The 23,783-nt window shown below is 61.0% G+C and carries 25 protein-coding genes and 1 pseudogene; 16 read left to right on the top strand and 10 right to left on the bottom strand.

What is annotated here, in order from left to right:
* The 3 genes and pseudogenes from V7Q10_RS03135 to V7Q10_RS03145 form a co-directional block, all read left to right on the top strand.
* Window positions 1-726 (top strand): annotated as a pseudogene (locus V7Q10_RS03135) (DNA mismatch repair endonuclease MutL); the annotation flags it as partial.
* Window positions 723-1,883 carry a DNA recombination protein RmuC gene (locus tag V7Q10_RS03140; protein WP_333867589.1) on the top strand — a complete coding sequence of 387 codons (1,161 nt, stop codon included), beginning with the start codon at window positions 723-725 and terminating at the stop codon, window positions 1,881-1,883. The pseudogene V7Q10_RS03135 and the gene V7Q10_RS03140, both read left to right, overlap by 4 nt.
* Window positions 1,880-2,422: a HutD/Ves family protein gene (locus tag V7Q10_RS03145; protein WP_333867590.1), complete on the top strand. Its 543-nt coding sequence runs from the start codon at window positions 1,880-1,882 to the stop codon at window positions 2,420-2,422. Before V7Q10_RS03140 ends, V7Q10_RS03145 begins: the two co-directional genes overlap by 4 nt.
* On the opposite strand, the gene V7Q10_RS03150 is transcribed toward V7Q10_RS03145, so the two are convergent.
* Together V7Q10_RS03150 and V7Q10_RS03155 are read right to left on the bottom strand one after the other, a co-directional pair.
* Window positions 2,419-3,051 (bottom strand): ChrR family anti-sigma-E factor, encoded by a 633-nt coding sequence (locus tag V7Q10_RS03150; protein WP_333867591.1) that lies wholly within the window; start codon window positions 3,049-3,051, stop codon window positions 2,419-2,421. The two genes, V7Q10_RS03145 and V7Q10_RS03150, sit on opposite strands and share 4 nt — an antisense overlap.
* A 7-nt stretch (window positions 3,052-3,058) precedes the next feature.
* Window positions 3,059-3,565, bottom strand: coding sequence for a sigma-70 family RNA polymerase sigma factor (locus V7Q10_RS03155; RefSeq protein ID WP_394974243.1), 507 nt, complete (start codon window positions 3,563-3,565; stop codon window positions 3,059-3,061).
* Between the two features lie 245 nt (window positions 3,566-3,810).
* Between V7Q10_RS03155 and V7Q10_RS03160 the strand changes: the two genes are divergently transcribed.
* The 5 genes from V7Q10_RS03160 to V7Q10_RS03180 are packed head-to-tail and all read left to right on the top strand — an operon-like array spanning window position 3,811 to window position 8,360.
* Window positions 3,811-5,106 (top strand): NAD(P)/FAD-dependent oxidoreductase, encoded by a 1,296-nt coding sequence (locus tag V7Q10_RS03160; protein WP_333867593.1) that lies wholly within the window; start codon window positions 3,811-3,813, stop codon window positions 5,104-5,106.
* Complete coding sequence (locus tag V7Q10_RS03165; RefSeq protein ID WP_333867594.1) at window positions 5,103-5,852, top strand: DUF1365 domain-containing protein; 750 nt, start codon at window positions 5,103-5,105, stop codon at window positions 5,850-5,852. Before V7Q10_RS03160 ends, V7Q10_RS03165 begins: the two co-directional genes overlap by 4 nt.
* Window positions 5,849-7,075 (top strand): MFS transporter, encoded by a 1,227-nt coding sequence (locus tag V7Q10_RS03170; RefSeq protein WP_333867595.1) that lies wholly within the window; start codon window positions 5,849-5,851, stop codon window positions 7,073-7,075. The genes V7Q10_RS03165 and V7Q10_RS03170 overlap by 4 nt, the downstream gene beginning before the upstream one ends.
* On the top strand, window positions 7,075-7,632 hold the full coding sequence (locus V7Q10_RS03175) for a DUF3833 family protein (protein WP_333867596.1): 558 nt from the start codon (window positions 7,075-7,077) through the stop codon (window positions 7,630-7,632). The genes V7Q10_RS03170 and V7Q10_RS03175 overlap by 1 nt, the downstream gene beginning before the upstream one ends.
* Window positions 7,629-8,360 carry an SDR family NAD(P)-dependent oxidoreductase gene (locus tag V7Q10_RS03180; protein ID WP_333867597.1) on the top strand — a complete coding sequence of 244 codons (732 nt, stop codon included), beginning with the start codon at window positions 7,629-7,631 and terminating at the stop codon, window positions 8,358-8,360. Before V7Q10_RS03175 ends, V7Q10_RS03180 begins: the two co-directional genes overlap by 4 nt.
* 3 nt (window positions 8,361-8,363) lie before the next feature.
* Here the strand turns inward: V7Q10_RS03180 and V7Q10_RS03185 are convergent, their stop codons facing one another.
* Window positions 8,364-9,620: an RsmB/NOP family class I SAM-dependent RNA methyltransferase gene (locus V7Q10_RS03185; protein ID WP_333867598.1), complete on the bottom strand. Its 1,257-nt coding sequence runs from the start codon at window positions 9,618-9,620 to the stop codon at window positions 8,364-8,366.
* Between the two features lie 67 nt (window positions 9,621-9,687).
* Here V7Q10_RS03185 and V7Q10_RS03190 point away from each other — a divergent pair, with 67 nt between their 5' ends.
* On the top strand, window positions 9,688-9,864 hold the full coding sequence (locus V7Q10_RS03190) for a DUF1674 domain-containing protein (RefSeq protein ID WP_333867599.1): 177 nt from the start codon (window positions 9,688-9,690) through the stop codon (window positions 9,862-9,864).
* Between the two features lie 108 nt (window positions 9,865-9,972).
* Here V7Q10_RS03190 and dapB read toward each other — a convergent pair whose 3' ends face one another.
* Window positions 9,973-10,782, bottom strand: a complete 810-nt coding sequence (gene dapB, locus V7Q10_RS03195) for a 4-hydroxy-tetrahydrodipicolinate reductase (protein WP_333867600.1) — start codon at window positions 10,780-10,782, stop codon at window positions 9,973-9,975.
* A gap of 93 nt (window positions 10,783-10,875) precedes the next feature.
* Here dapB and rbfA point away from each other — a divergent pair, with 93 nt between their 5' ends.
* From rbfA to V7Q10_RS03215, 4 genes are all read left to right on the top strand, one after another.
* Window positions 10,876-11,298 carry a 30S ribosome-binding factor RbfA gene (gene rbfA / locus V7Q10_RS03200; protein WP_333867601.1) on the top strand — a complete coding sequence of 141 codons (423 nt, stop codon included), beginning with the start codon at window positions 10,876-10,878 and terminating at the stop codon, window positions 11,296-11,298.
* 1 nt (window position 11,299) lies between these two features.
* On the top strand, window positions 11,300-12,022 hold the full coding sequence (locus V7Q10_RS03205) for a phosphodiester glycosidase family protein (RefSeq protein WP_333867602.1): 723 nt from the start codon (window positions 11,300-11,302) through the stop codon (window positions 12,020-12,022).
* A 14-nt stretch (window positions 12,023-12,036) separates the two neighbouring features.
* On the top strand, window positions 12,037-12,939 hold the full coding sequence (gene truB, locus V7Q10_RS03210; protein WP_333867603.1) for a tRNA pseudouridine(55) synthase TruB: 903 nt from the start codon (window positions 12,037-12,039) through the stop codon (window positions 12,937-12,939).
* A gap of 68 nt (window positions 12,940-13,007) precedes the next feature.
* Window positions 13,008-13,514 (top strand): DUF1643 domain-containing protein, encoded by a 507-nt coding sequence (locus V7Q10_RS03215; RefSeq protein WP_333867604.1) that lies wholly within the window; start codon window positions 13,008-13,010, stop codon window positions 13,512-13,514.
* On the opposite strand, the gene V7Q10_RS03220 is transcribed toward V7Q10_RS03215, so the two are convergent.
* Window positions 13,511-14,494 (bottom strand): calcium-binding protein, encoded by a 984-nt coding sequence (locus V7Q10_RS03220; protein ID WP_333867605.1) that lies wholly within the window; start codon window positions 14,492-14,494, stop codon window positions 13,511-13,513. The two genes, V7Q10_RS03215 and V7Q10_RS03220, sit on opposite strands and share 4 nt — an antisense overlap.
* 344 nt (window positions 14,495-14,838) lie before the next feature.
* Here V7Q10_RS03220 and rpsO point away from each other — a divergent pair, with 344 nt between their 5' ends.
* Together rpsO and pnp are read left to right on the top strand one after the other, a co-directional pair.
* Window positions 14,839-15,108 carry a 30S ribosomal protein S15 gene (gene rpsO / locus V7Q10_RS03225; RefSeq protein WP_333867606.1) on the top strand — a complete coding sequence of 90 codons (270 nt, stop codon included), beginning with the start codon at window positions 14,839-14,841 and terminating at the stop codon, window positions 15,106-15,108.
* Between the two features lie 223 nt (window positions 15,109-15,331).
* Complete coding sequence (gene pnp / locus V7Q10_RS03230; protein WP_333867607.1) at window positions 15,332-17,473, top strand: polyribonucleotide nucleotidyltransferase; 2,142 nt, start codon at window positions 15,332-15,334, stop codon at window positions 17,471-17,473.
* 48 nt (window positions 17,474-17,521) lie between these two features.
* Here the strand turns inward: pnp and V7Q10_RS03235 are convergent, their stop codons facing one another.
* Window positions 17,522-18,178 carry a peroxiredoxin gene (locus V7Q10_RS03235; protein WP_333867608.1) on the bottom strand — a complete coding sequence of 219 codons (657 nt, stop codon included), beginning with the start codon at window positions 18,176-18,178 and terminating at the stop codon, window positions 17,522-17,524.
* Window positions 18,179-18,394: 216 nt separating this feature from the next.
* On the opposite strand from V7Q10_RS03235, the gene V7Q10_RS03240 reads away from it, so the two are divergent.
* Complete coding sequence (locus V7Q10_RS03240; protein WP_333867609.1) at window positions 18,395-19,840, top strand: aldehyde dehydrogenase family protein; 1,446 nt, start codon at window positions 18,395-18,397, stop codon at window positions 19,838-19,840.
* Between the two features lie 54 nt (window positions 19,841-19,894).
* Here V7Q10_RS03240 and V7Q10_RS03245 read toward each other — a convergent pair whose 3' ends face one another.
* The 4 genes from V7Q10_RS03245 to V7Q10_RS03260 all read right to left on the bottom strand — a co-directional run bounded on the left by V7Q10_RS03245 (window position 19,895) and on the right by V7Q10_RS03260 (window position 23,775).
* The gene (locus V7Q10_RS03245) at window positions 19,895-21,457 is read right to left on the bottom strand and encodes an FMN-binding glutamate synthase family protein (RefSeq protein ID WP_333867647.1); all 1,563 of its coding nucleotides are present in this window, start codon (window positions 21,455-21,457) and stop codon (window positions 19,895-19,897) included.
* Between the two features lie 141 nt (window positions 21,458-21,598).
* On the bottom strand, window positions 21,599-22,252 hold the full coding sequence (locus V7Q10_RS03250; RefSeq protein ID WP_333867610.1) for an RluA family pseudouridine synthase: 654 nt from the start codon (window positions 22,250-22,252) through the stop codon (window positions 21,599-21,601).
* Window positions 22,249-23,145, bottom strand: coding sequence for a homocysteine S-methyltransferase family protein (locus V7Q10_RS03255; protein WP_333867611.1), 897 nt, complete (start codon window positions 23,143-23,145; stop codon window positions 22,249-22,251). Before V7Q10_RS03255 ends, V7Q10_RS03250 begins: the two co-directional genes overlap by 4 nt.
* 3 nt (window positions 23,146-23,148) lie before the next feature.
* Entirely contained in the window at window positions 23,149-23,775 is a 627-nt protein-coding gene (locus V7Q10_RS03260) for a LysE family translocator (RefSeq protein ID WP_333867648.1), read from the bottom strand.
* Window positions 23,776-23,783 lie beyond the last annotated feature (8 nt).

The following is a 23,783-nucleotide window of genomic DNA, read 5'->3' on the forward strand; positions in this document are numbered from 1 at the left end:
CCCGAAGCGCCGCGCGTCTACCAGATGGAGCGGCCAAGCCAAAGCAGCCTGCGCCAAAGCTATGCCTATCAGGCCCCCGAAAGCCTGACAGGCTTTGCCGAGGCCCCCGCCGCGCGGGTCGAGCCAGAGCTGCCGCAAGCCCCCGATCTGCCCTTGGGCGCGGCGCGGGCGCAGGTGCATGAAAACTACATCATCGCCCAGACCGCCACTGGCATGGTGATTGTCGATCAACACGCCGCGCATGAACGGTTGGTTTACGAACGGCTTAAACGGCAAATGGCCGAAACCGGCATCAAGGCGCAGGCGCTGTTGATCCCTGAAATCGTTGATCTTTCTGCCAGTGATGCCAGCAGGCTTTTGGCCTTGGCTGATGATCTGGCCCAGCTTGGCCTGACCATCGAGGCCTTTGGCGGCACCGCGATTGCGGTGCGCGAAACGCCTGCGATTTTGGGCAATGTCTCGGCCAAACAACTGCTGGAAGATGTCTTGGACGAGCTGTCTGACCTTGGTCAAAGCCAATCCTTGCAGGCCAAGATGGAAGCGATCCTCAGCCGGATGGCTTGCCATGGCTCGATCCGCTCGGGGCGGCAGATGCGCGCCGAAGAGATGAATGCGCTGCTGCGCGAGATGGAGGCGACGCCGCATTCGGGGCAATGCAACCACGGCCGCCCAACCTATGTTGAACTGAAACTTCACGATATCGAAAGGCTGTTTGGTCGCAGATGATAACGCTTTTCGGACAAAACTATGCTTGGACCTCTCCCGAGGTGCTGACGATTGGGGCCGCCGTTTTGGTGATTTTAGCGCTCTTGGTGATGATCTTGCGGGCAGCCGGACGCTCGGCCACGATGGCAGCGCCTTTGATGCGCGAAATGAGCTGGCTGGGCCAGCGGGTGCAAGCGCTGGGCGAGGGGCAGGAACGGCTTGCGGGCGGTCTGCACCATGTCAGCGAAAATCAGGCGCACAGCCAAACCGCGATGCTGCAACTGATGGAAAAGCGCTTGGCCGAGGTGCAGCGCGCCATGGGCGAAAGCCTGAACGGCACGGCAACGCGCACCGCCCACAGCCTTGGTGAATTGCAGCAACGGCTGATGACGATTGATAAGGCGCAGGCCAATATCGAAAAGTTGTCGGGCAATGTTCTGAACTTGCAGGATATTTTGGCCAACAAACAGGCGCGTGGGGCTTTTGGCGAAATTCAGCTGAACGATATCGTGCAAAAGGCGCTGCCCTCGGATGCCTATACCATGCAGGCGACGCTTTCGAACGGCAAGCGCGCGGATTGTCTGATCCATCTGCCCAATCCGCCCGGCCCGATTGTGATCGACGCGAAATTCCCGCTTGAGGCCTATGAGGCGCTGCGCCGCGCTGACAATCCGCGGGCAGTGACAGAGGCGCAGGCACAGCTGCGCGCTGCGGTGCGGGTGCATATCAAGGCGATTTCCGAGAAATATATTCTAGACGGTGAAACCGCCGATGGGGCCTTGATGTTCCTGCCCTCCGAGGCCGTCTATGCCGAGTTGCACGCCAATTTCCCCGAGGTGGTGCGCGATGGCTTTACCGCGCGGGTCTGGATCGTGTCGCCCACCACCTGCATGGCCACGCTGAACACCATGCGCGCGGTGCTGAAAGATGCGCGGATGCGCGAACAGGCCGGCGCGATTCGCACCACCTTGCGGCAATTGCACCGCGACGTTGAATTGGTGGTCGAGCGGGTGGAAAAGCTTTCGACCCATTTCAACCAAGCCCGCGCCGATTTGGACGGTATCTCGACCGCCGCCGAGCGGGCTGGCAAGCGTGCGGCGCGGCTGGATAACTTTGATTTCGAAGAGCTGTCGCCGAATGATCCCACGCCCTTGCTTGGGCCGCAGGCTGCCGAATGATCCGCCATCTGACCCCTGCCGATTATCGCCAGATGGCTTGGGCCAATGGCAAAGGCGTCACGGTCGAGATGCTGCGGATCGAGACGGATGCCGGGCTACAATACCGCATTTCGCGCGCCAGTGTGGTCGAGGCGGGCGATTTCTCGATCTTTCCGCAGATCGAGCGCAATCTGACGGTGATCTCGGGTCCCGGATTTGATCTGCGGGGCAAGGGGGTGGCCATGCAAGCGCGGCCGCTGCAACCGATCGCTTTTGCGGGCGATCTGCCGCTTAGGGCCGAGGCTGTCACCGCCCCCAGCGATGATTTTAACGTGATGTCGGCCCGCGCCTTGCCGCCCCCCGAGGTGACAGTGCATGCAGCCCCTGAAACCCTGCCCGAGGGGGGTATTCTGGCTATATACGCGCTTGGCGTGGGTGTGGTGAATGATCTGTCGGTTGGCCTGTATGATCTGATCCTGACAGATCAGGCGGCGCGCATAGACGGCCACTTTATCCTTGCTCGTTTCCAGCAGGCTGCTTGGGCCGATCTTGCGCGCTAAATCCGGAACAGCGGCTGCATCAACCTTGGGATCAGCCCGCTAAAGCGCAAAGGCGCATCGGTGGCCGCAAGACAGATGCAGGGCAGGCCCGCCTCGGCGACGGGCGTGTGTTCCATCGCCTCGGAGGCGATTTCGACATCGCCTGCGGCAAAGCGATCACTGGCGTCGCGGAACGCGCCTTGCAGAACCAGCGTCAGCTCGATGCCGCGATGGCCGTGGTCGGGGACGGCCTGACCGGCGGGAATATACAAAAGACGCGCCGAAGCGCGCTTGCTTGTTGGCAAAATCGCCTGACGCACCCCCATGCCAATACTTTTCCATTTCACATCAGCCAGATCACCGCCGACATAGCCCAAAAGCGGCGCAGGCAGCACGCCAGCTTTGCGCGGGGTTGGAGCGGCTTCACGGGTCTCTAGCCGCGCCAGTGTTGCGGCCAGCGCGCCCTCAGACATGGCGACGCTTTCGGCTTGCATCACGGCCCCGCCCACCGCCTCGAAGGTGGCAAGCTGGGCGCGGCAGTCGTCGCACATCGAAACATGGGTTGCGACCACAAGGCCAAAGGCTTCGGGCAAACTGCCCGTGGCATAGGCCATAAGCAACTGATCGGAGAGGTGGTGGCGAATGGTCATAGTGTCCTCAGCTCATTTTCTGACGCAGGCGGTCCAGCGCCAGCCGGATCCGCGACTTGATCGTGCCCAAGGGCAGCCCCGTCTCGGCGGCGATTTCAGAATGGGACAGATCGCCGTAAAAGGCGCGCTGAACCAATAGTCTTTGCTTTTCAGGCAGGTCTGCAAGCGCCTCTGCCAGACGTTTGTTGTCTTGCGCGGCCTCGTAAACATCGGCCTGATCGGGTTCGTCTTCGTTGCCCCAAGGCAGATCTTCGGGTTCTGGTCTGCGATCGCGCCGCGCGATGTCGATTCGGCGGTTGCGGGCGATGGTAAAGATCCATGTCGCCACCGAAGCCCGCGTCGGGTCAAATTGCCCGGCTTTGCGCCAGACCGTTGCCATCACATCCTGCGCGCAATCTTCGGCGGTGCCAGCATCGCTGCCCGCCTTCATCAAAAAGCCTTTGATCCGTGGGGCGAAATGCGCAAATAAAGCTGCAAAAGCCGCCTTGTCCTGATGGTCGCGCACAGCAATCATATGCGCCGTCCAATCGGGGTCTTCTTGTTTAGCCGTCACGCCTGTTTGTCCCTTGCCAGCCAACAAGCTGCGCACAATGGCACGCGCTGCAGGCGGATCTCCTGCATCATAGGGCCGATAGAGAGGGGCAAGGTCAAGTAGCATAGAGGTGTTACGCAGCGCAAAGCAGGTTGGATCACTTTTGCCGATGTGATCCAACCATGTTACTAACCCGTATCTCTTCAAATTGTTACACCGAGGATGCCATGGCTTTTGATAAACCAACCGCTGCCCCCCGCCGCATTGCCGTGGTCGGAGGCGGCATCTCGGGCATGGCCGCCGCGCATCTTCTGGCACAAGAGCATCACGTTACCCTGTTTGAGGCCGAACCCCGTCTGGGCGGCCACGCCCGCACCGTCCTGGCCGGCAAGCGTGGCGATCAGCCGGTCGATACCGGCTTTATCGTGTTCAACCGCGTGAACTATCCCAATCTTGTGGCGCTGTTTGAAAAGCTGGAGGTGCCGGTTGTCGAAAGCGACATGAGCTTTGGCGCCTCGATCGGTGGAGGGCGGGTGGAATATGCGCTGAAAACCTTGGACAGCCTGTTTGCGCAGCGCCGCAATCTGCTGAATCCGTCGTTTCTGCGGATGTGCCGCGACATCGTGCATTTCAACAAAAACGCCGGAGCTTTGGCGCGCGACCCTGCGCTGACCATTGGCGGTTTGCTGGCGGCTTTGGGCACGGGGGATTATTTTCGCGACTATTACCTGTTGCCGCTGTCGGGCGCGATTTGGTCAACCCCGAGCCAAGGCATTCTGGACTTTCCTGCGCAGGCCTTGGTGCAGTTTTTCCAAAACCACGCGCTGATGCAGCTGTCGGATCAGCATCAATGGTACACGGTCAAAGGGGGATCGGTGCAATATGTTGCCCGGCTCGAGGCAGAGTTGCAGCGCCAAGGTGTTGCGCTGCGCTTGGGCGCTTCGATTGCGGGCGTGCGGCGGGATGCGGGGGCCGTGGCGGTGCGGGTGCAGGGCGACGAATGGGAAAGCTTTGACGATGTGGTGATGGCCACCCATTCCGACGACACGCTGGCGCTGCTGTCAGATGCCACGCCTGCCGAAACCGCAGCCCTTTCTGCCGTGCGCTATCAGCCCAACAGCGCGGTCCTGCATGCCGACGAAAGCCTGATGCCGCGTCTGCGCAAATGCTGGAGCTCTTGGGTCTATGTCGAACCCGCAGGTCCGCGGCCCGAGCGGATTGATCTGACCTATTGGATGAACTCGCTGCAACCCATTCCGCACGACGATCCGATGTTTGTGACGCTGAACTCGAACCGCCCGATCCGGCAAGAGCTGATTTATGACGAGGTGACCTTCCGCCATCCGGTCTATGATCTGGCGGCGATCACCGCTCAGGGGCAGATACGGGCGATGAATGGGGCGCATAACACCTGGTTCTGTGGCGCTTGGATGGCCAGCGGCTTTCACGAAGACGGCTTTGCCTCGGCTGTTGCGGCAGTTACGGCGCTGCGGCAAGCTTATGCTGTGCAGCAATCGGCATGAGCCTGCCGCAGCATATCAGCGGCACCACCTATCATGGGCGGCGCGGGGCGGTGAGCAATGGCTTTCGCTATGGCGTCGATTATCTGCTGATCGATCCCGAATCGACGGCTGGTCCGACGCTGTTTTCGCGCAATCGTGGCAATTTGACCTCGCTTTGGGATGCAGACCACGGCGGCGCGCCAAAACAGGGCCGCGGTGTGCTTTGGTGCCGCGAGGTTTTGGCCGAACACGGGCTGCCGCAACCGGATCGGATCGAGCTTTTGGCGCAGCCGCGCGTGCTGGGGCATGTGTTTAATCCGGTGTCGTTTTGGCTGTGCTGGTCGGGGGACGGTCTGCAAGTGGTGGTGGCCGAGGTCAGCAATACCTACGGCGACCGTCACAGCTATCTGTGCCACCGCGACGATCTGGCCCCGATGCGCGCCGATGATACCGTGACCGCGCGCAAGGTGTTCTACGTCTCGCCGTTTCAGCCGGTCGAGGGGCAATATGCCTTTCGCTTTGACATCACGGCAGCGCATATTGGCATCTGGATTGACTATACTCACGCCAAGGGCAGCTTGATTGCGACGCTGACGGGCAAGCGTAAGCCGTTGACCAATCGCGCCATTTTGGGTGCCTGCCTGCGCAGGCCTTTTGGTTCGCGGCGGGTGCTGGGGCTGATCCATTGGCAGGCACTGCGGCTGTGGCTGAAGGGGGCGGGCTTTTTGCGTCATCCCAAGCCGCCAGCCGATGAGGTGTCGCGGTGACAGACAGGCTTTGGCCTTGGTCGTTGTTCGCGGCGCTGATCGCGGCGGCGGGGCTGCCGATCTATATCAATGCGCCAAAGGTTTATGTCGATGACTATGGCGTCAGCCTTGCCAGCCTTGGCGTGGTCTTGGGCCTGCTGCGGCTGGTCGATGTGGTGCAGGATCCGTTCTTTGGCGGGCTGGTCGATCGCTTGGGCGCATGGCGCGAGGCGGCGGTCGGCGTGGCGGCGGCGATTTTGGCGCTGTCGATGCTGGGGCTGTTTGCGGTGACGCCACCGCTGGCACCGCTGGCGTGGTTTGCGCTGATGATGTTGCCGCTGTTTTCGGCCTATTCCTTTCTGTCGATTGCCTTTTATGCCCAAGGTGTGGCCCGCGCGCAAAGCGTGGCTTCAGGGCATATTGGTTTGGCTGGCTGGCGCGAGACTGGCAGTTTGATCGGAGTTTGCCTTGCCGCCGTGGCGCCCGTGGCGCTGGCAGGCACCGGCGCGCCGTTTCCGATTTTTGCCGCAGGCTTTGCCACACTGGCGCTTCTGGCGGTGCTGGCGATGCGCGGGCAGTGGCGCGGCAGTTTACTGCCGCAAGCGCTGCCGTTTCGCGCGGCGCTGCGGCAGGTGACCCGCGATGCGCCTGCGCGGCGATTGCTGGTGCTGGCGCTGATCAATGCGGCCCCTGTTGCGGTGACCTCGACGCTGTTTTTGTTCTACGTTGAAAGCGTTTTGCAGCGCGCAGATGCGGCTGGGCCATTGCTGCTGTTGTTCTTTTTGTCTGCCGCAGTCAGCGCGCCGATCTTTAGCAACCTTGGCCAGCGCTTTGGCGAGCGGCCGGTTTTGCTGGCGGCCATGGCCTTGGCGGTGGCAAGCTTTGTCTGGGCCTATAGCCTTGGCGCGGGGCAGATCTTTGGCTTTGCGCTGATCACTGCGGCCTCGGGGGCGGCGCTTGGTGCGGATATGGTGCTGCTGCCGGCGCTGTTTGCGCGGCGCTTGGCGCAGATTGGCGGCGAGGGCGCGGGCTTTGGCCTTTGGGCCTTTGCCTCGAAACTGTCATTGGCCTTGGCGGCGGCGGTGTTGCTGCCGCTGTTGCAAGCGGGGGGCTTTGCTTCGGGCGTGCAAAACACGCCGCAGGCCTTGGCGCTGCTGACGCTGCTATATGCAGGTGTTCCCTGTGGTTTGAAACTTGTGGCGATGGCGCTTTTGGCGCGGATGCCGATTGAAAAGGAGCTGTGATGTCGATGCTTTGGAGCCTGATATTTCTGCTTGGGGTCATCCTCTCGCTGGCGATTGTGCCGCGCTATTTTGGCTTTGCCAGCCAGCGCCCCGCCGATTGGAAAGGGAAGGGTCCAGCCTTTGACCCGCAGCGCGATCTGGCCGGCGCGATTGTCTGCGAAGGCGTGATCTATGGCCCCTTTGGCCGTGTCACCTCGCGCTTTGTGGCCGAGATGCAGGGCGACTGGCAGGGCAACCGCGGCGTGCTGCGCGAAAGCTTTCGCTATGACAACGGCGAGGTGCAGCTGCGCGAATGGCAATTGCTGATCCGCGAAGATGGCACGCTCGAGGCCAAGGCCGCCGATGTGCCGGGCACCGGGCGGGGCTGTATTTCGGGGCCCACGGTGCAGATGCTTTACGACATCCGCCTGCCCGAAAGCGCGGGCGGCCATGTGCTGAGCGTGGTCGATTGGATGTATCTGGCCGAGAATGGCACCATCATCAACCGCAGCCAATTCCGCAAATTCGGCATCAAAGTGGCCGAGCTGGTCGCCACCATGCGGCGGGTGCCTGCATGAGCTTTGCTGGAAAAAGATATTGGCTGGTGGGGGCAAGCGAGGGCTTGGGCCTTGCGCTGGCCAAGGCTTTACAGGCCGAGGGCGCAGAGGTGATCGTTTCGGCGCGCTCGCCGCAAGGTTTGGCTGCGGCGTCACAGGCCTTGGGTGGGGTGCAGACCTTGGCGCTGGATGTGGCTGATGGGGCGGCGGTTGATCAAGCCGTGGCGCAGCTGGGGCAGATTGACGGCATGGTGTTTCTGGCAGGGGTCTATTGGCCGATGCCCGCCCAAGCCATCGACGCCGCAAAACTGATTGCGATGTGTGATGTGAACTTTACCGGCTGCGCGCGGGTGGTGGCGGCGGTTCTGCCCGCCATGGTGGCGCGTGGGACGGGGCATTTAGTGATCACAGGCTCGCTTTCCGGCTTTCGCGGCCTGCCCGGCGCGATGGGCTATGCCGCCAGCAAGGCGGGGGTGATGGCGCTTGCAGAATGTCTTTATGCCGATCTGCGCGGCAGTGGCGTCAAGGTGCAACTGGGCAACCCCGGTTTTATTGCCACAAGGCTGACGGCGAAGAACGATTTTACCATGCCGTTCTTGATGCAACCCGAAGAGGCTGCGGGCCATATGCTGCGGCTGATGAAAAGCAATCGCTTTAAGGCAAGCTTTCCAACCCTGTTTTCATGGCTGTTTCGCGGCGGGAATTTTCTGCCGGATTGGCTGTATTACCGGATTTTTGCGCCGAAGTAGCGGCTAGTCCTTGCGCAGGCAGACCATAAAGAAGCCGTCCATGCCGCCCAGATCGGCCCAATAGTCGGGCCGCAGCCGCAAGCCACCCTCTGGCGTGATCCAGCCAGGCTCAATCCCGGCAAGATCGGGCCGGATCACCGACAGGCCTTTGTGGCGGGCCAGCGCGGCTGTCAACTGCGCCTCGCCCTCTTCGGGCAAAAGCGAGCAGGTGCAATAGACCAGCCGCCCGCCCGGTTTCAGCCAGCCAAGCGCGCGATCCAGCAGGGCTGCTTGCAGCGCTGTCAGCTCGGCCAATTCGCTGCCATCTTTCAAGAACGGCAGTTCAGGGTGGCGGCGGATGGTGCCGGTGGCAGAGCAGGGCGCATCCAGCAAGATCGCGTCAAAGGCGGCCTCGGGCTGCCAATGCAGCGCATCGGCGACGATTATTTTTGCGACAAGGCCGGTGCGGGCAAGGTTTTCTTGCAGCCGTTCCAAGCGTGGGCCCGAGATATCCAGCGCTGTGACATCGGCGCCGGTGGCGGCCAATTGCAAACATTTGCCACCGGGGGCGGCGCAAAGGTCAAGCACGGCTTCGCCCTTTTGTGCGGCCAAGAGCGGGGCTGCAAGGGCTGCGGCGGCGTCTTGCACCCACCATGCGCCCTCGGCAAAGCCTGCAAGGGTCGAGATTTGCGAAGGTTCCGACAGGCGCAGCGAGCCGGTGGGCAGCGGCTGGCCCTTTGGCAGATCCGCGCCATGCGGGGTGATATCAAGCGGTGGGGCCTTGGCTTGCAGCTCTTCGATGGCCGCGACCACCTCGCGGCCATAGGCATGCACCATCGGCTGGCGCAGCCAACGCGGCAGGCGCTGGGCGGGGCCTGGCAAGGGTGCGCCTTCGGGCAGTTTGCGCAGAACTGCGTTGATCAGCCCTGCCATGGGCGTGGTGCGTTTGGATTTGCGCGCAAGTTCCACGGCGGCATTGACCACGCCGTGCGGTGCTGCGCCCTCGTGCAATTCGGTGGTGGCAAGGCGCAGGATGTTCATCACGGCCAAGGGCGGGTTTTTGCGCAGATGCGGTTCCAGCATCCGGTCCACCGGTTCAAGCAGGCGGATAACCTGCAAAGCAAGCCGCTGCGCGCGGGCGCGGTCTTGCGGGGCGACCGATTTCAGCGGCCCGTTCGGGGCGGCAAGGACTTGGGCCATGGTTTGACCCTCTTCCATAATTGCGGTGAGCAGGGCGAGTGCCGCTGCGCGTGCTGCCAAGCCTGCCTGAGCCTCTGCCATTTTGTCGCCCTTGTTCCTGTGTGGGATCGCCGTATATCAAAGGGCAGAGCCCTGCAAGGAATGCCAGATGTCTGAAACACCCCAAGATTTGCCCGAAGCAGCCCAACGTGCGCTTGCCGAGGCGGCCGAGCGCCGGCTTAAGGCCAAAGCAATTGAGTTGCCCGTGGAGTTGGGTGGGCGCAAGGGACCAGAGCCGGTGCGCTTTGGCGATTGGGAGAAAAAGGGCATCGCGGTGGATTTTTGACACCGCGCATGGGGGTTTCACACCCCCATCGCCTTTGCTGCGCAAAGGCTGCCCCCGTGGGATATTTTTAGACAGATGAAGGCAAATTTTAGATAAATTGTTTCGGGCCTAGAGGCCCAAGACATCCATCATGTCGTAGCGGCCAGCCTTTTGGCTTTGGCCCCAAAGTGCGGCTTTCAGCGCACCACGGGCGAAGATGGCGCGATCGGTGGCGATATGGCGCAGCACGATACGCTCGCCTGCACTGGCGAAAAGCACATCATGTTCGCCGACAATGTCGCCGCCGCGGATGGCGGAAAAACCGATGGCGCCAGCACGGCGTGCCCCGGTGATGCCGTCGCGACCTGAGTCGGTGTGGTCTGCAAGGGCGATGCCCCGGCCTGCGGCGGCGGCCTCGCCCAGCATCAGGGCGGTGCCGGAGGGGGCGTCGACCTTGCGGTTGTGATGGGCCTCGATGATCTCGATATCCCAATCGGCGTCGAGGGCGGCTGCGACCTTTTGCGTCAGGCGGGTCAGCAGGTTGACGCCAAGGCTCATGTTGCCGGCTTGGATGATCACGGCGTGATGGGCGGCGGCATCGAGTTTGGCGTGATGCGCGGGGTCTAGCCCGGTGGTGCCGATGACATGCACGGCGCGGGCTTGGGCGGCGAGGGCGGCAAATTCAACCGTTGCCGCAGGCGCGGTGAAGTCGATCACGGCTTGGCTTTGCGCGAAGGCCTCGAGCGGGTCGTCGGTGACCAAGACCCCGAGGGCTGCGCCGCCCATGCACAGGCCGATGTCTTGACCGATCCAAGCATGGCCGGGGCGTTCGATGCAGCCGATCAGGCGGGCGGCTGGATGGGCGGTGATCGCGGTGATCAGCATTTGCCCCATGCGGCCAGAGGCGCCGGTGACGGTGATTGCAGGGGTTTGGGTCATGGCTGCCTCCGATTTTGGCAGGGTTTAGCGGTTTTGACGCGGCGGCGAAAGCCCGCCGTTGCAAGCCCGCGCGAATCCGCATAGGAGCAGGGCATGGCAAACACACGTTCCTATTCGGCCAAAGGGCCTTCGCAGCGTCAACTTCGGGTTGGCGAGATGATCCGGCGCACGCTGTCAGAGATTCTGGCGCGGGGCGAGGTGCATGATACGGCGTTGCAAGACATGTCGATCACCGTGGGCGAGGTTTCGGTTTCGGTCGATTTGCGGGTGGCGACGGTCTATGTGATGCCCTTGATGGGCGGCGCCAGTGTTGAGGCGGCGATTGCGGCCTTGGCCAAGAATGCCTGGGAATTGCGCAAGCGGGTCTCGGCCGAGATGACCTTGAAGCATTCGCCAGAGCTGCGGTTTCGCCCCGATGACACCTATAATCGGTTGGAAGAGGCGCGGCGGCTGTTTGCCGATCCGCAGGTGCAGCGCGATATTGCCGCCAAAGATCTGCCAGAGGCCGAGGAATAACATGCTGCGGCTGGCGCTGGTGCTGGCGCTGCTGCCTTTTGCGGCGGCGGCGGGCTGTCGGGATATGGTTTTTGATGGCACGTCGTATACGGTCTGTGATGTGGGCGCAGGGCAGGATTTGCGGCTGTTTGATGCCGGAGCCGACGGCGCTTATGGCAGTTTCAACGCGGTAGAGGCAGAGCTTGCCGCGCAAGGCGAGACGCTGGGCTTTGCGATGAATGCCGGGATGTATCATCCTGATCTGTCGCCGGTTGGGCTTTATATCGAGGATTATCAGCAGAAAAAGCCTTTGGTCACCCGAGCGGGGCCGGGGAATTTTGGGCTGTTGCCGAATGGGGTGTTCTGCTTTGGCGATGGCGTGCTGCGGGTGGTGGAAAGCCTGCGCTTTAAGGCCGAGGCGCCGCGCTGTCGCTATGCCACGCAATCGGGGCCGATGTTGGTGATCGAGGGCAGTTTGCATCCGATGTTTCGCGCGGGGTCAGAGTCGCGGCAGATCCGCAATGGCGTTGGTGCCTCGGCGGATGGGCAGCGCGCCTATTTCGCGATTTCAAACCAAGCGGTGAACTTTTATGATTTTGCGCGCTTGTTTCGCGACAAATTGGGCGTGACCAACGCGCTTTATTTCGATGGCAAGATTTCGCGTCTGCTTGCGCCAGATTTGGCGCGGATGGACGCGGGGTTTCCGATGGGGCCGATGTTGGGGCTGGTGGTTCCACGTGGATAGGCAAGGAGACGGCAATGGCGCGCGCTAAAAAAGGCAGAGCGATTTCGGGCTGGCTGGTGGTGGATAAGCCTGCGGGCATCACCTCGACCGCTGTGGTCAATAAGGTGAAATGGGCGATGGATGCGCAAAAGGCCGGCCATGCTGGCACGCTTGACCCCGCAGCCACCGGGGTTTTGGCAATTGCGCTGGGCGAGGCCACCAAGACCGTGCCCTATATCACCGATGCGCTGAAGTGTTATCGCTTTGTGGTCAATCTGGGTGCTGCGACGACGACCGATGATGCCGAGGGCGAGGTGATTGCGCGTGAGGCTGCGCGGCCAAGCGATGCGCAGATCGAGGCGGCTTTGGTGGGCTTTCGCGGCGATATCGAGCAGGTGCCGCCGCAGTTTTCTGCGGTGAAGGTCGAAGGCGAGCGCGCCTATGATCTGGCGCGCGAGGGCGAGGCGATGATTTTGGCGGCGCGGCCCTTGTGGGTGGAGCGGTTGCAGTTGATTGCGCGGCCCTCGGTCGATCAGGTCGAGCTGGAGATGGTCTGCGGCAAGGGCGGCTATGTGCGCTCGATCGCGCGGGATCTGGGCGAGGTTTTGGGCTGTCTGGGCCATGTGGCTTGGCTGCGGCGGGAATGGTCGGGGCCTTTTACCGCAGGTGAGGGGATTTCGATTGAGGAGATTGATCGGCTTGCCAAGACCGGGGAGTTGGATGCTTGGCTGAAGCCCTTGGAGCTGGGGCTGGCGGATTTGCCGGAGCTGCCCTGTACGCCCGAAGGGGCAGTGCGGTTGAAGAACGGCAATCCCGGGATGGTTTTGACTTCGAGCGCCAGCTATGGCGATGAGGCTTGGGCGAGTTATCAGGGGCGCGCGGTGGCGGTTGGGGTTTATAAGGCCGGTGAATTGCATCCGAGCAGGGTGTTTAATTAGGGGCGGAGTGCTGGCGGGGCTGTTGACGCTCCGCGGGGGATATTTTTGCCAAGATGAAAGGGCAGCGGGTGATTACACGGCGGCATCTGAAGGGGGATGCGGAAAGTGTGGCGGTTTATTCGCCCTGTGAGGCCTATCGCTATGCTTTAACGCGGGTGTGGGATCCGGCGGCGGTGCGGCTGGTGTTTGTGATGCTGAACCCCTCGACTGCCACAGAGGTGCAGAATGATCCAACCGTGGAGCGCTGCGAGCGGCGGGCGCGGGCGCTGGGCGCGGGCGGGTTTCGGGTGGTGAATATCTTTGCCTATCGCGCCACCGATCCGCGGTTGATGCGGGCGCAGCAGGATCCGGTGGGGCCTGACAATGATGCAGCGATTGTTGACGCGGCGGGTTGGGGGCAGCGTATTATCTGTGCCTGGGGCAGCCATGGCGCGCATCTGGGGCGCGGTTTGGCGGTTGAGGCGCTGTTGCGGCGGCTGGGGCAGCCGCTGTTTCATCTGGGGCTGACGCAGGCGGGCGCGCCGAAGCATCCGCTTTATATCAGCTATGCGGTGCAGCCGCAGCTTTGGACCTAGGCTGCGCGCAATTCGACCGTGCTGAGGTCTAGGCCTGTGGCGCCTTGCAGGTCGGCCACACCGATGCCGTCGAGCAGAAGTGTGGTTCCGGTGCTGGTGATCTGGGTCGAGAGCTGTGGGTCTGGGTGCTGCGCGGGATCGTAAAGCAGGATCAGGTGGTCTTCGGCGGGATTGTAATCGACGATTTGCGGTGTGGGGTCGTTCGGGCCGATGTCATGCAGTTCGAACTGATCTGCACCTTCGCCACCATTGCCGTAATCACCCCCGCCAAGGTGCAAAATATCATTGCCACCGCCGCCATTCAGGAAATCGAGCGTGCCGTCATCGCCTGTGGCGTCTTGGCCCCAAATCTCGTCATTGCCATTCAGACCATCGAGCGTATCGCTGCCGCTGCCGCCCATGAGCCTGTCGTCGTCATTGCCGCCGATCAGCGCGTCTTGACCAGCGCCGCCTTGCAGCAGATCATTGCCGCCACCGCCGATCAGCACATCGTCGCCGGCGCCGCCCAAAAGGGTGTCATTGCCCTCGCAGGCTTCGAGCCGGTCATTACCGGCGCCGCCGTCGAGCAGATCGTCGCCGTTATCGCCATGCAGCAGGTCATGGCCGGCACCGCCGAACAGCTGATCATCGCCCGCGCCGCCATTCAGCGCATCATCGCCTGCGCCGCCGTCAAGCAGATCGGCGCCATCACGGCCGGTAAGCATGTCAGTGCCATCGCCGCCCCAGATGCTGTCTGCGCCACCATCGCCTGACAGAATATCATCCTGCGCGGTGCCGGAGAGGGACAGATCAACCGCCGGCTGTGGTAGCGCATCCGAGGAGTTGAGGATGCCGTCCGTCTCTTCTGCGTCGAGGAAACCAGAGCTATGCGAGGTGTCAACGTACGGATAACCCTCTGCAAAGGGGTCAGCCGCGCCAGAGGTGTCTGCCGGATCCGCCTGATCTTCGGGCTGGTTTGCGCTGCTGAAAGCATCTGCCACAACACCAGCAAATAAGGCGCTAAGGAGTCCGATAAGCCCGAGCATCTGTGATCTTTCTACCCCGCGGGACGGGGGCGAATGGGAAGGGTGAAATAAATTTGCTATAAGAACATTTTGGCAATCTGCCTGACCAACTTTAGCAGAATCAGGCCTTGGCTTCAAAAAGAATGCAGTTGTTTTTCAGGGAATCTGGGGGATTGGTTAACAAAGCTTGCGCCGAGCAGGGGGCTTCCCTTTTGCCGTGAAATCTTTTATACGCCCGCATCCGCTGGTGACAGTGGTGTTATTGGCCCTGCTGGACGACATCCCGGCTTGTGCCGCAACCCTCTTTATAGGAGATCCCGATGTCGATCACTGCAGACCACAAAGCTCATCTGATCAAAGAATACGCAACCAAAGAAGGCGACACCGGTTCGCCCGAAGTTCAGGTTGCGATCTTGTCGTCGCGCATCGCGACGCTGACCGAGCACTTTAAAACCCACAAGAAAGACAACCACTCGCGCCGCGGTCTGCTGATGCAGGTTGCTCAGCGTCGTAAGCTGTTGGACTATCTGAAGTCGAAAGACGAAGCCCGTTATGCCTCGCTGATCGCACGCCTCGGCCTGCGTCGCTAAGCTTTCGCTTCGGTCTATCTGAACGCCCGTGGCGAAAGCCGCGGGCGTTTTGCTTTTTGCAGCCCCCTTCCCAAACGCCCGTTTTTCCTGTATGCGCGCGACATCTGCGATATGAGGCCATGCCCCCGGCCGCATGCAAAGGATAGGGGGCGGCGGCAATGGGGCCGCCATGCAAACGGGAGCCACGGCAGGGGCCGTGACGCTCTCATATAGGGAACGATCAATGTTCAACGTTACGAAAAAGTCGATCCAGTGGGGCAATGACACCCTGACGCTGGAATCGGGTAAAGTCGCACGTCAGGCTGACGGCACGGTTATTGCCACCTATGGCGAGACCAGCGTTATGGCCAACGTGACTTATGCACGCGCACCAAAGCCAGGTCAGGATTTCTTTCCGCTGACCGTGCATTACCAAGAGAAATACTATGCCGCTGGCAAGATCCCAGGCGGTTTCTTTAAGCGCGAAGCGCGCCCTTCGGAAAAAGAGACGCTGACCTCGCGTCTGATCGACCGTCCGTGCCGCCCGCTGTTCGTCGAAGGCTTCAAGAACGAAGTTCTCGTGATGGCCACCGTGCTGAGCCATGATCTGGAAAATGATCCTGATATCGTCGCGATGATCGCGGTTTCGGCGGCGCTGACGATTTCGGGCGTGCCTTTCATGGGCCCAATCGGTGCGGCGCGCGTTGGCTTCTCGGGTGGTGAATACCAATTGAACCCTTGCGTCGACGACATGCAGAACCTGCGCAACAACCCGGATCAGCGGCTTGATCTGGTCATCGCCGGCACCAAAGACGCCGTGATGATGGTTGAATCCGAAGCCTATGAGCTGACCGAAGACGAGATGCTGGGCGCGGTCAAATTTGGCCATGATGCGATGCAGCCTGTGATCGACATGATCATCGACTTTGCTGAAGATTGCGCCAAAGAGCCCTTCGATTTCCAAGCGCCTGACTACGCTGACCTTTATGCGCGCGTCAAAACCGCTGGCGAAACCCAGATGCGGGCGGCTTTCGCCATTCGTGACAAGCAAGAGCGCACCGCTGCGATTTCGGCAGCTGTCTCGGCGATCAAGGGCGCGTTGAACGAGGCCGATCTGGCTGACATCAACCTTGGCTCGGCGATCAAAAAGCTGGAAGCCTCGATCCTGCGTGGCGACATCATCAACGGTGGCGCGCGGATTGATGGCCGTGACAACAAAACCGTGCGTCCGATCGTGTCGGAAACCGGTATTTTGCCACGCACCCATGGCTCGGCCCTGTTCACCCGTGGCGAGACTCAAGGCTTGGTTGTCACCACTTTGGGCACCGGCGAAGACGAGCAGATCATCGACGCTTTGCATGGCAACAGCCGTTCGAACTTCTTGCTACACTATAACTTCCCTCCCTATTCGGTGGGTGAAGTGGGTCGCGTAGGTTCGCCCGGTCGTCGTGAAATCGGCCATGGTAAACTGGCTTGGCGCGCGTTGCAGGCTGTTCTGCCTGCGGCAACCGACTTCCCTTACACCGTGCGCGTGGTCTCCGAGATCACCGAATCCAACGGCTCGTCGTCGATGGCCTCGGTCTGCGGCGGTTCGCTGTCGATGATGGATGCGGGCGTTCCACTGAAGGCTCCGGTCGCTGGTGTGGCCATGGGTCTGATCCTGGAAGAAGACGGCCGCTTTGCGGTTCTGACCGACATCTTGGGCGATGAAGATCACCTGGGCGATATGGACTTTAAGGTTGCAGGCACCGCCAACGGCATCACCACGATGCAGATGGACATCAAGGTTGCAGGCATCACCCCAGAGATCATGGCGCAGGCTTTGGCGCAGGCCAAAGACGGTCGTTTGCACATCTTGGGCGAGATGAACAAAGCGCTTTCCGCGCCGCAGGGCTTCTCGGAATATGCGCCGAAGATCGAAACCATGCAGATTCCAACCGATAAGATCCGTGAAGTCATCGGTTCGGGCGGCAAGGTGATCCGCGAGATCGTGGAGCTTTCGGGCGCCAAGGTTGACATCAATGACGAAGGCATCATCAAGATCGCCTCGTCGGATGCGGCTTCGATCAAAAAGGCCTATGACATGATCTGGTCGATCGTGGCAGAGCCAGAAGAAGGCATGATCTACACCGGCAAAGTCGTCAAACTGGTCGATTTCGGTGCATTTGTGAACTTCTTTGGCAAGCGCGATGGTCTGGTCCACGTTAGCCAGATCGCCAACAAGCGTCTGAACCACCCGAACGAGATCCTGAAAGAGGGTCAAGAAGTGAAGGTCAAGCTGTTGGGCTTTGACGATCGCGGCAAGGTTCGTCTGGGCATGAAGATGGTCGATCAGGAAACTGGTGCCGAGATCACCGAAGCCAAAGAAGAAGCTTCCGAGGCGTAAGCCTTTCGCAATAAAAGAAAGGCCCCGGAATTTCCGGGGCCTTTTGCGTTACTTGGGCGCCTTGGCAAAGCGCAGGTAGGGCAGTTTGATGTCCAGCGCGCCGAACCGCTCGGTGGCCTGTTCGTTGTTCAGGCTGAGGGCGACGATCACATCTTGGCCGGGCTGCCAGTTGGCTGGTGTTGCCAAAGGCACGCCGTCGGTGGCCTGCACTGCGTCAAGCGCGCGCAGGATCTCGGCAAAGTTGCGGCCGACGCTCATTGGATAGGTCATGGTCAGGCGGACTTTTTTGTCCGGCCCGATGATATAGACCGAACGCACCGTCGCGGTATTGGCGGGGGTGCGGTTGGCTTCGGGCAGGTAGAACTCTGCGGGCAGCATGTCGAAGGCTTTCGACACGGTCAGGCTGGTGTCGTCGATGATCGGGAAATCGGCGGCAGCGCCACCAAAAGCCTCGATGTCATGCTTCCATTTCACATGCTCTGCCACCGAATCGACCGACACGCCGATGACCTTGGTGTTGCGCTTGCTCCATTCGGCGGCCAGCTGGGCCACGGCGCCAAATTCAGTGGTGCAAACCGGGGTGAAATCGCGCGGGTGGCTGAAGATGATCGCATAGCTGTCGGCCAGCCATTCGTGGAAATGGATGGTGCCTGCGGTGGACTCTGCGGTGAAGTCGGGGGCGGTGTCATTGATGCGGATCGACATGATGTCTCCTGTTGTCTGTGATGGCTTCTATCTAACCATTCCGAAACGAAGTTCCAGTGATGCGTGCGGATATGCCGCAAGAAAGGAAATCGGCCTGTCTTTGGGTTTTATCAGGGAATATCCGCCCAAAGCCGGCTTCGCGACATGGCATGTCGTTGCAAACCTTGCGAGAGGTCTTACCTGCTGTCATGATATGATCAAATTAAGGAGCCTGCTATGATCACCAAGCGCGAATTCTATATTAATGGCGAATGGGTAGCCCCTGTAACCCCGCAAGATTATGCGGTGATTGATCCTTCCACCGAAGAGCCTTGCGCGATCATCTCGCTTGGGTCCGAGGCCGATACCAATGCAGCCGTCGCCGCCGCCAAGGCGGCTTTTCCGGCTTGGGCAGCAACCCCGCCCGCGGTGCGCCGCGAAGCCGTGGTGAAAATCCTGCAGCAATACGAGTTGCGCTTGGAAGAATTGGCCCATGCCATCGCGATTGAAATGGGGGCGCCGATTGACATGGCGCGCGACGATCAAGCGCCTTGCCTGCCCTGGCATGCCACCAATTTCCTGACCGCCTTTGATGCGATGCAATGGATCCGCCCGCTTGGTCCGCATGCGCCAAACGACCGGATCGCGCTGGAGCCGATTGGCGTCGTTGGGCTGATCACGCCGTGGAATTGGCCGATGAACCAGATCGCGCTCAAGGCTATTCCGGCGATCCTTGCGGGCTGCACCTGTGTGCTGAAACCCTCCGAGGAAAGCCCCTTGGATGCGATGCTGTTTGCCGAATTCTGCCATGACGCGGGCCTGCCTGCGGGGGTGTTCAACCTTGTTAACGGCGATGGCGCGGGCGTGGGTTCGGTGCTTTCGGCGCATCCTGATGTCGAGATGATCTCCTTTACCGGATCAACCCGCGCGGGGCGGGCGATTTCCAAAGCCGCCGCTGAAACCCTGAAACGCGTGACGCTGGAACTGGGCGGCAAGGGTGCCAATGTGATCTTTGCCGATGCCGATGACCGCGCCGTTGAACGCGGCGTGCGCCATATGATGAACAACACCGGCCAGTCCTGCAATGCGCCCAGCCGCATGCTGGTGCAGCGCCCGATCTATGACCAAGCGGTCGAAACTGCGGCGCGGATCGCTGACAGCATCAAGGTCGGCTCTGCCCATGACGCGGGTGGGCATATCGGGCCGGTGGTGAACAAACGCCAATGGGATCAAATCCAAGGCTATATCCAAAAAGGCATCGACGAAGGCGCGCGTCTGGTCGCCGGCGGCCCTGGCCTGCCCGAGGGCTTTAACCGCGGCTTTTACGTCAAGCCGACGGTTTTCGCCGATGTGGTGCCCGGCATGACCATCGAGCGCGAGGAGATCTTTGGCCCGGTTTTGTCGATCATCCCCTTTGACACCGAAGCCGATGCGGTGCGTATCGCCAATGACACGCCCTATGGTTTGACCAATTATGTGCAGACCCAAGACGGCGCGCTGCGCAATCGGATGGCGCGGCAGTTGAAATCTGGCATGGTCGAGATGAACGGCAAGTCGCGCGGCGCGGGTGCGCCCTTTGGAGGGGTGAAATCCTCGGGTCGGGCGCGCGAAGGCGGGCATTGGGGGCTGGAAGAATTCCTTGAGGTCAAGGCGATCTCGGGTTGGGATCCCGCCGCAGAATAAGCCAAAGGCCCCGAGAGATCGGGGCCTTTTTTATCGGTTTAGTCGGTCTGCGCCTTAGCCTTGGCGCGCAAAACTTGTGGCAGATGACAGCGCCCAAGCCTCGCGGAACAGCGGCGCGGATTGGGCGTCATCAAGCAATTGGCCGGTGGTCAACTGTTCATATTGTTTTGCAAAAGAGATCACTTGGTCAGAGGAACTGCGGCGCTGAAAGTGGTGTGGTCGCAGGTCTGCGGGATGCGCAAGGCCTGCCGCGGCCACCAATTCAGCCAAGGCGTGCAGGGTGTTGTGATGGAAATTTGCGACGCGTTCGGCCTTGTCGGGCACCACAATCGCGCGCTGACGCAGCGGGTCTTGCGAGGTGACGCCGGTGGGGCAGCGCCCAGTGTGACAAGACTGTGCCTGAATGCAGCCCACAGCAAACATAAAGCCGCGCGCAGCATTGGCCCAATCGGCGCCCAAAGCCATGAGGCGGGCGATGTCAAAGGCCGAGGTGACCTTGCCCGCAGCGCCGATTTTGACCCTGTCGCGCAGATTGCAGCCGATCAGCGCGTTATGGGCAAAGCTAAGGCCATCACGCAGCGGCATGCCGACATGGTCCATAAATTCCAAAGGGGCCGCGCCGGTGCCGCCTTCCTTGCCATCTATGACCAAAAAGTCCGGTGTGATTCCGGTTTCAACCATGGCTTTGCAAATCGCCATAAACTCCCATTTATGACCCAAACAAAGCTTGATCCCCGTCGGTTTACCGCCTGAAAGCGCGCGCATCTGAGCGACAAATTCCAACAGCCCAATCGGGGTGGAAAATTCAGAATGGCTGGCGGGCGAGACGCAGTCTTGCCCCATCGGAATGCCGCGGATCGCCGCGATTTCGGGCGTGATTTTCGCCGCAGGCAGCACGCCACCATGCCCGGGTTTTGCGCCCTGACTGAGCTTCAGCTCCAGCATCTTAATCTGCGGATCTTGGGCCGCCGCCGCAAACAGCTGCGGATCAAAACCGCCATCGGCCCGCCTTGCGCCAAAATAGCCTGAGGCCAATTGCCAGACCAGATCGCCGCCAAATTCGCGGTGATAGGGCGAGATGCCGCCTTCCCCGGTATCATGGTAAAAACCACCGTTGCGCGCGCCTTTGTTCAGCGCACGAATGGCATTGGCCGAAAGCGCGCCAAAGCTCATAGCCGAGATGTTCAGCAAAGAGGCCGAATAGGCCTGTGGCCCTTGGCCAATGGTCAAGCGCATATCTTCGACGCGCGGCAGCGGGGCCGGTGCCATCGAATGATGCAGCCATTCATATTGATCCTGATAGACGTTCAACAACGTGCCAAAGGGGCGTTTATCGAGGTCTTTTTTGGCGCGCTGATAGACAATCGCGCGTTTGTCGCGGGGGAAGGGCAGGCCGTCTTTTTCCCCCTCGAAGAAATATTGCCGCATTTCGGGGCGGATGGTTTCCAACAGAAACCGCAGATGCGCTGTGATCGGGTAGTTGCGCAAAATTGCGTGGCGGGTTTGAAACAGATCGTAAACGCCCAAAACGGTCACTGCCGCTGCAATCAGCGCCAGCGTGTCAAAGGCAACCACAGAATAGGGCCAAAGTCGCCCCAGCCCATACAACACCGCCATCAGCACCGCGCTTGCGGTCAGCGGCAGATAGCGGGCTTGAAAAAACGTGCGGATCAAAGGGCGCGTCCTTGAATAGCTCTGCACCTGATTTAGGCGCAAATACATTAAAGCAATGTGAAGCCGATTGCGGCCTCTGTCACTTTAAAAGGCACAGGGCGCGGTAAAACTGACCATTTCGCCAGAGGTCGGGTGGTGCAGCGACAGGGTTTCGGCATGCAGCATCAGGCGGGGAAAGGCCAAAGCCTCGCCCTTGGCATAGATCGGATCGCCCAAAATCGGACAGCCCTGCGCCAGCATATGCACCCGCAACTGATGGCTGCGCCCGGTCAGCGGGAACAGCCGCACGCGGGTGGTTGTGGCATCGCGCGCGATCACTTGCCAATCGGTCTGCGCCGGCCGGCCGTTGTCAAAATCGACCATCTGGCGCGGGCGGTTGGGCCAATCGGTGCAAAGCGGCAGGTCGATATGGCCTTCGTCGGGGGTCAGCTGCCCCCAGACCCGCGCGACATAGGTCTTTTTCGCGCGCCGCTTTTCAAACTCTTGCCCCAGAAACCCTTGTGCCTGTTTGGTGCGCGCAAAGATCATCACGCCCGAGGTGTCGCAATCCAGCCGATGCACCAAAAGCGTATCCCAAAGCTCGGCTTGCAATCGCGAGACCAAGCAATCGGACCGCCCCGCAAGCTTGCCCGGCACCGACAAAAGCCCAGCGGGTTTGTTCACCACGATGATCTGGTCGTCCTGATACAGAATGTCCAAAGGCACGTCGGGCGGGTTGTAGACAAAGTCCGGGATCATGCGATGTCGTGGCCCGCAGCGCGCAGGGCGGCTGCCAGATGGCGGATATGGGCGGGGCCAACCTCGCAACAGCCGCCGACGATGCTGGCGCCCAGATCAATCCATTGCATCACAAAGGCGGTGTATCTCTCGGGGGTCAGATCGTGGCGGTGGGTATAGTCGGGGGCGGCCACCGCGTCGGGCAGCGGCAGGCTTGAAATCTCGGAAAAGCCGTTGGCATAGGCGCCAAAGGGCAGGCCAATTGGCGCAAGCGCGCGCATCGCCTCGGCCATCGCTTCGGGCATCGAGCAATTGGCCAGAACGGCGGCGGTTGGATAGGCGGCCACCAGATCGCGCAGCGCCGAGACAGGCTCGCCCGAGCGCAATTTGCTGCCGTCGCGGTCATGCACCGAAACCGAAAGCCAGACAGGCTTGCCCGCCGCCTGCGCGCCCTTTAGCGCGCCTTCGGCCAGCCCGAGCGAGGACATGGTTTCCAGCAAGATCACATCGACATGCGGCGCCAAAATCCGCGCCTTTTCAGCATAGATCGGCGCGGAAACCGCAACATCTGGCGTCAGATCGGGGCGATAGCTTTCGCCCAAGGGCCCCATCGAGCCTGCAATCAGGCCGCGTCCAGCGCGCGCGCGGGCCTCATGTGCTTCGGCCAGCGCGCGCAGGTGCAGCGCGTGAAACAGCGCGTCAAGGCCGACGCCTTCCAGCCGATCGTGGAGAATATTATAGGTGTTGGTGGTCGCAACCGAAGCGCCTGCGTCGAAATAGTCGTCGTGGATCGCTTTGACCAAACCGGGATGATCAATCATCACGCGCGTCGCCCAAAGCGGCGTTGGCGCATCGCCCGAGCGCGCGACCAGCTCTTGACCCATGCCGCCGTCCAAAAGGGTGATCCTGGCCATCTGCTAATCCTCTAGAATAAGGCGGGCGGCAAGGCCCGCGAACAGCACTGCGGCGCCCTTGTTCAAAACGCCCATCCGTGCCCCGATAGCATGGCCAGCCCGTCCTGCCAAATAGCCATATCCGGCAGTGATAAGGGTGCCGGTCAGACCAAAGGTCAGGCCCAACAGCAGAATCTGCTGCCAAGCGGGGCCAATCTGCGGCTGAATAAATTGCGGCAAAAACGCCAGCATGAACAAAATCGGCTTGGGGTTCAGCGCATTGGTCAAAGCGCCTTTGCGCAGGGCATCCCAGCCCGAGGTGGCGGTTTTGCTGTGCCGCGCCGCGCCCGTATCGTTCCAAGATTTCCAAGCGATATAAAGCAGATAGGCCGCCCCTGCGTATTTCAGCGCCAGCAGCGCGCCGGCATGGGCTGCAATCAAGGCCGACAACCCAAGTGCCGCAAGCGCCACATGCCACAGCGCGCCCAAGCCCACGCCCAGCCCCGCCATCACCCCCGCCCGCGGCCCGCCTTTGACGCCCGAGGCAGTGGCAAACAGCACATCCTGCCCCGGTGTCAGGTTCAGCAAAATCCCCCCCGCCAGAAAGGCGAAATAGGGCTGGAGCGGGAAATGCGTCAGCGTTTGCCACATGTTAGGGC

The sequence above is a fragment of the Cypionkella sp. genome (assembly GCF_036782355.1).
Lineage (GTDB): Bacteria > Pseudomonadota > Alphaproteobacteria > Rhodobacterales > Rhodobacteraceae > Cypionkella.

Bases quoted from the DNA above. Each gene is read 5' to 3' on its own strand.
- V7Q10_RS03140 (WP_333867589.1), top strand. From the start codon at position 723: ATGATAACGCTTTTCGGACAAAACTATGCTTGGACCTCTCCCGAGGTG.
- pnp (WP_333867607.1), top strand. From the start codon at position 15,332: ATGTTCAACGTTACGAAAAAGTCGATCCAGTGGGGCAATGACACCCTG.
- V7Q10_RS03260 (WP_333867648.1), bottom strand. From the start codon at position 23,775: ATGTGGCAAACGCTGACGCATTTCCCGCTCCAGCCCTATTTCGCCTTT.
- V7Q10_RS03250 (WP_333867610.1), bottom strand. From the start codon at position 22,252: ATGATCCCGGACTTTGTCTACAACCCGCCCGACGTGCCTTTGGACATT.
- V7Q10_RS03150 (WP_333867591.1), bottom strand. From the start codon at position 3,051: ATGACCATTCGCCACCACCTCTCCGATCAGTTGCTTATGGCCTATGCC.
- V7Q10_RS03175 (WP_333867596.1), top strand. From the start codon at position 7,075: ATGTCGATGCTTTGGAGCCTGATATTTCTGCTTGGGGTCATCCTCTCG.
- V7Q10_RS03155 (WP_394974243.1), bottom strand. From the start codon at position 3,565: ATGATTGCTGTGCGCGACCATCAGGACAAGGCGGCTTTTGCAGCTTTA.
- V7Q10_RS03160 (WP_333867593.1), top strand. From the start codon at position 3,811: ATGGCTTTTGATAAACCAACCGCTGCCCCCCGCCGCATTGCCGTGGTC.
- V7Q10_RS03165 (WP_333867594.1), top strand. From the start codon at position 5,103: ATGAGCCTGCCGCAGCATATCAGCGGCACCACCTATCATGGGCGGCGC.
- V7Q10_RS03240 (WP_333867609.1), top strand. From the start codon at position 18,395: ATGATCACCAAGCGCGAATTCTATATTAATGGCGAATGGGTAGCCCCT.
- rpsO (WP_333867606.1), top strand. From the start codon at position 14,839: ATGTCGATCACTGCAGACCACAAAGCTCATCTGATCAAAGAATACGCA.
- rbfA (WP_333867601.1), top strand. From the start codon at position 10,876: ATGGCAAACACACGTTCCTATTCGGCCAAAGGGCCTTCGCAGCGTCAA.
- V7Q10_RS03180 (WP_333867597.1), top strand. From the start codon at position 7,629: ATGAGCTTTGCTGGAAAAAGATATTGGCTGGTGGGGGCAAGCGAGGGC.
- V7Q10_RS03190 (WP_333867599.1), top strand. From the start codon at position 9,688: ATGTCTGAAACACCCCAAGATTTGCCCGAAGCAGCCCAACGTGCGCTT.
- V7Q10_RS03245 (WP_333867647.1), bottom strand. From the start codon at position 21,457: ATGGCGGTGTTGTATGGGCTGGGGCGACTTTGGCCCTATTCTGTGGTT.
- V7Q10_RS03205 (WP_333867602.1), top strand. From the start codon at position 11,300: ATGCTGCGGCTGGCGCTGGTGCTGGCGCTGCTGCCTTTTGCGGCGGCG.
- truB (WP_333867603.1), top strand. From the start codon at position 12,037: ATGGCGCGCGCTAAAAAAGGCAGAGCGATTTCGGGCTGGCTGGTGGTG.
- V7Q10_RS03145 (WP_333867590.1), top strand. From the start codon at position 1,880: ATGATCCGCCATCTGACCCCTGCCGATTATCGCCAGATGGCTTGGGCC.
- dapB (WP_333867600.1), bottom strand. From the start codon at position 10,782: ATGACCCAAACCCCTGCAATCACCGTCACCGGCGCCTCTGGCCGCATG.
- V7Q10_RS03235 (WP_333867608.1), bottom strand. From the start codon at position 18,178: ATGTCGATCCGCATCAATGACACCGCCCCCGACTTCACCGCAGAGTCC.
- V7Q10_RS03185 (WP_333867598.1), bottom strand. From the start codon at position 9,620: ATGGCAGAGGCTCAGGCAGGCTTGGCAGCACGCGCAGCGGCACTCGCC.
- V7Q10_RS03255 (WP_333867611.1), bottom strand. From the start codon at position 23,145: ATGGCCAGGATCACCCTTTTGGACGGCGGCATGGGTCAAGAGCTGGTC.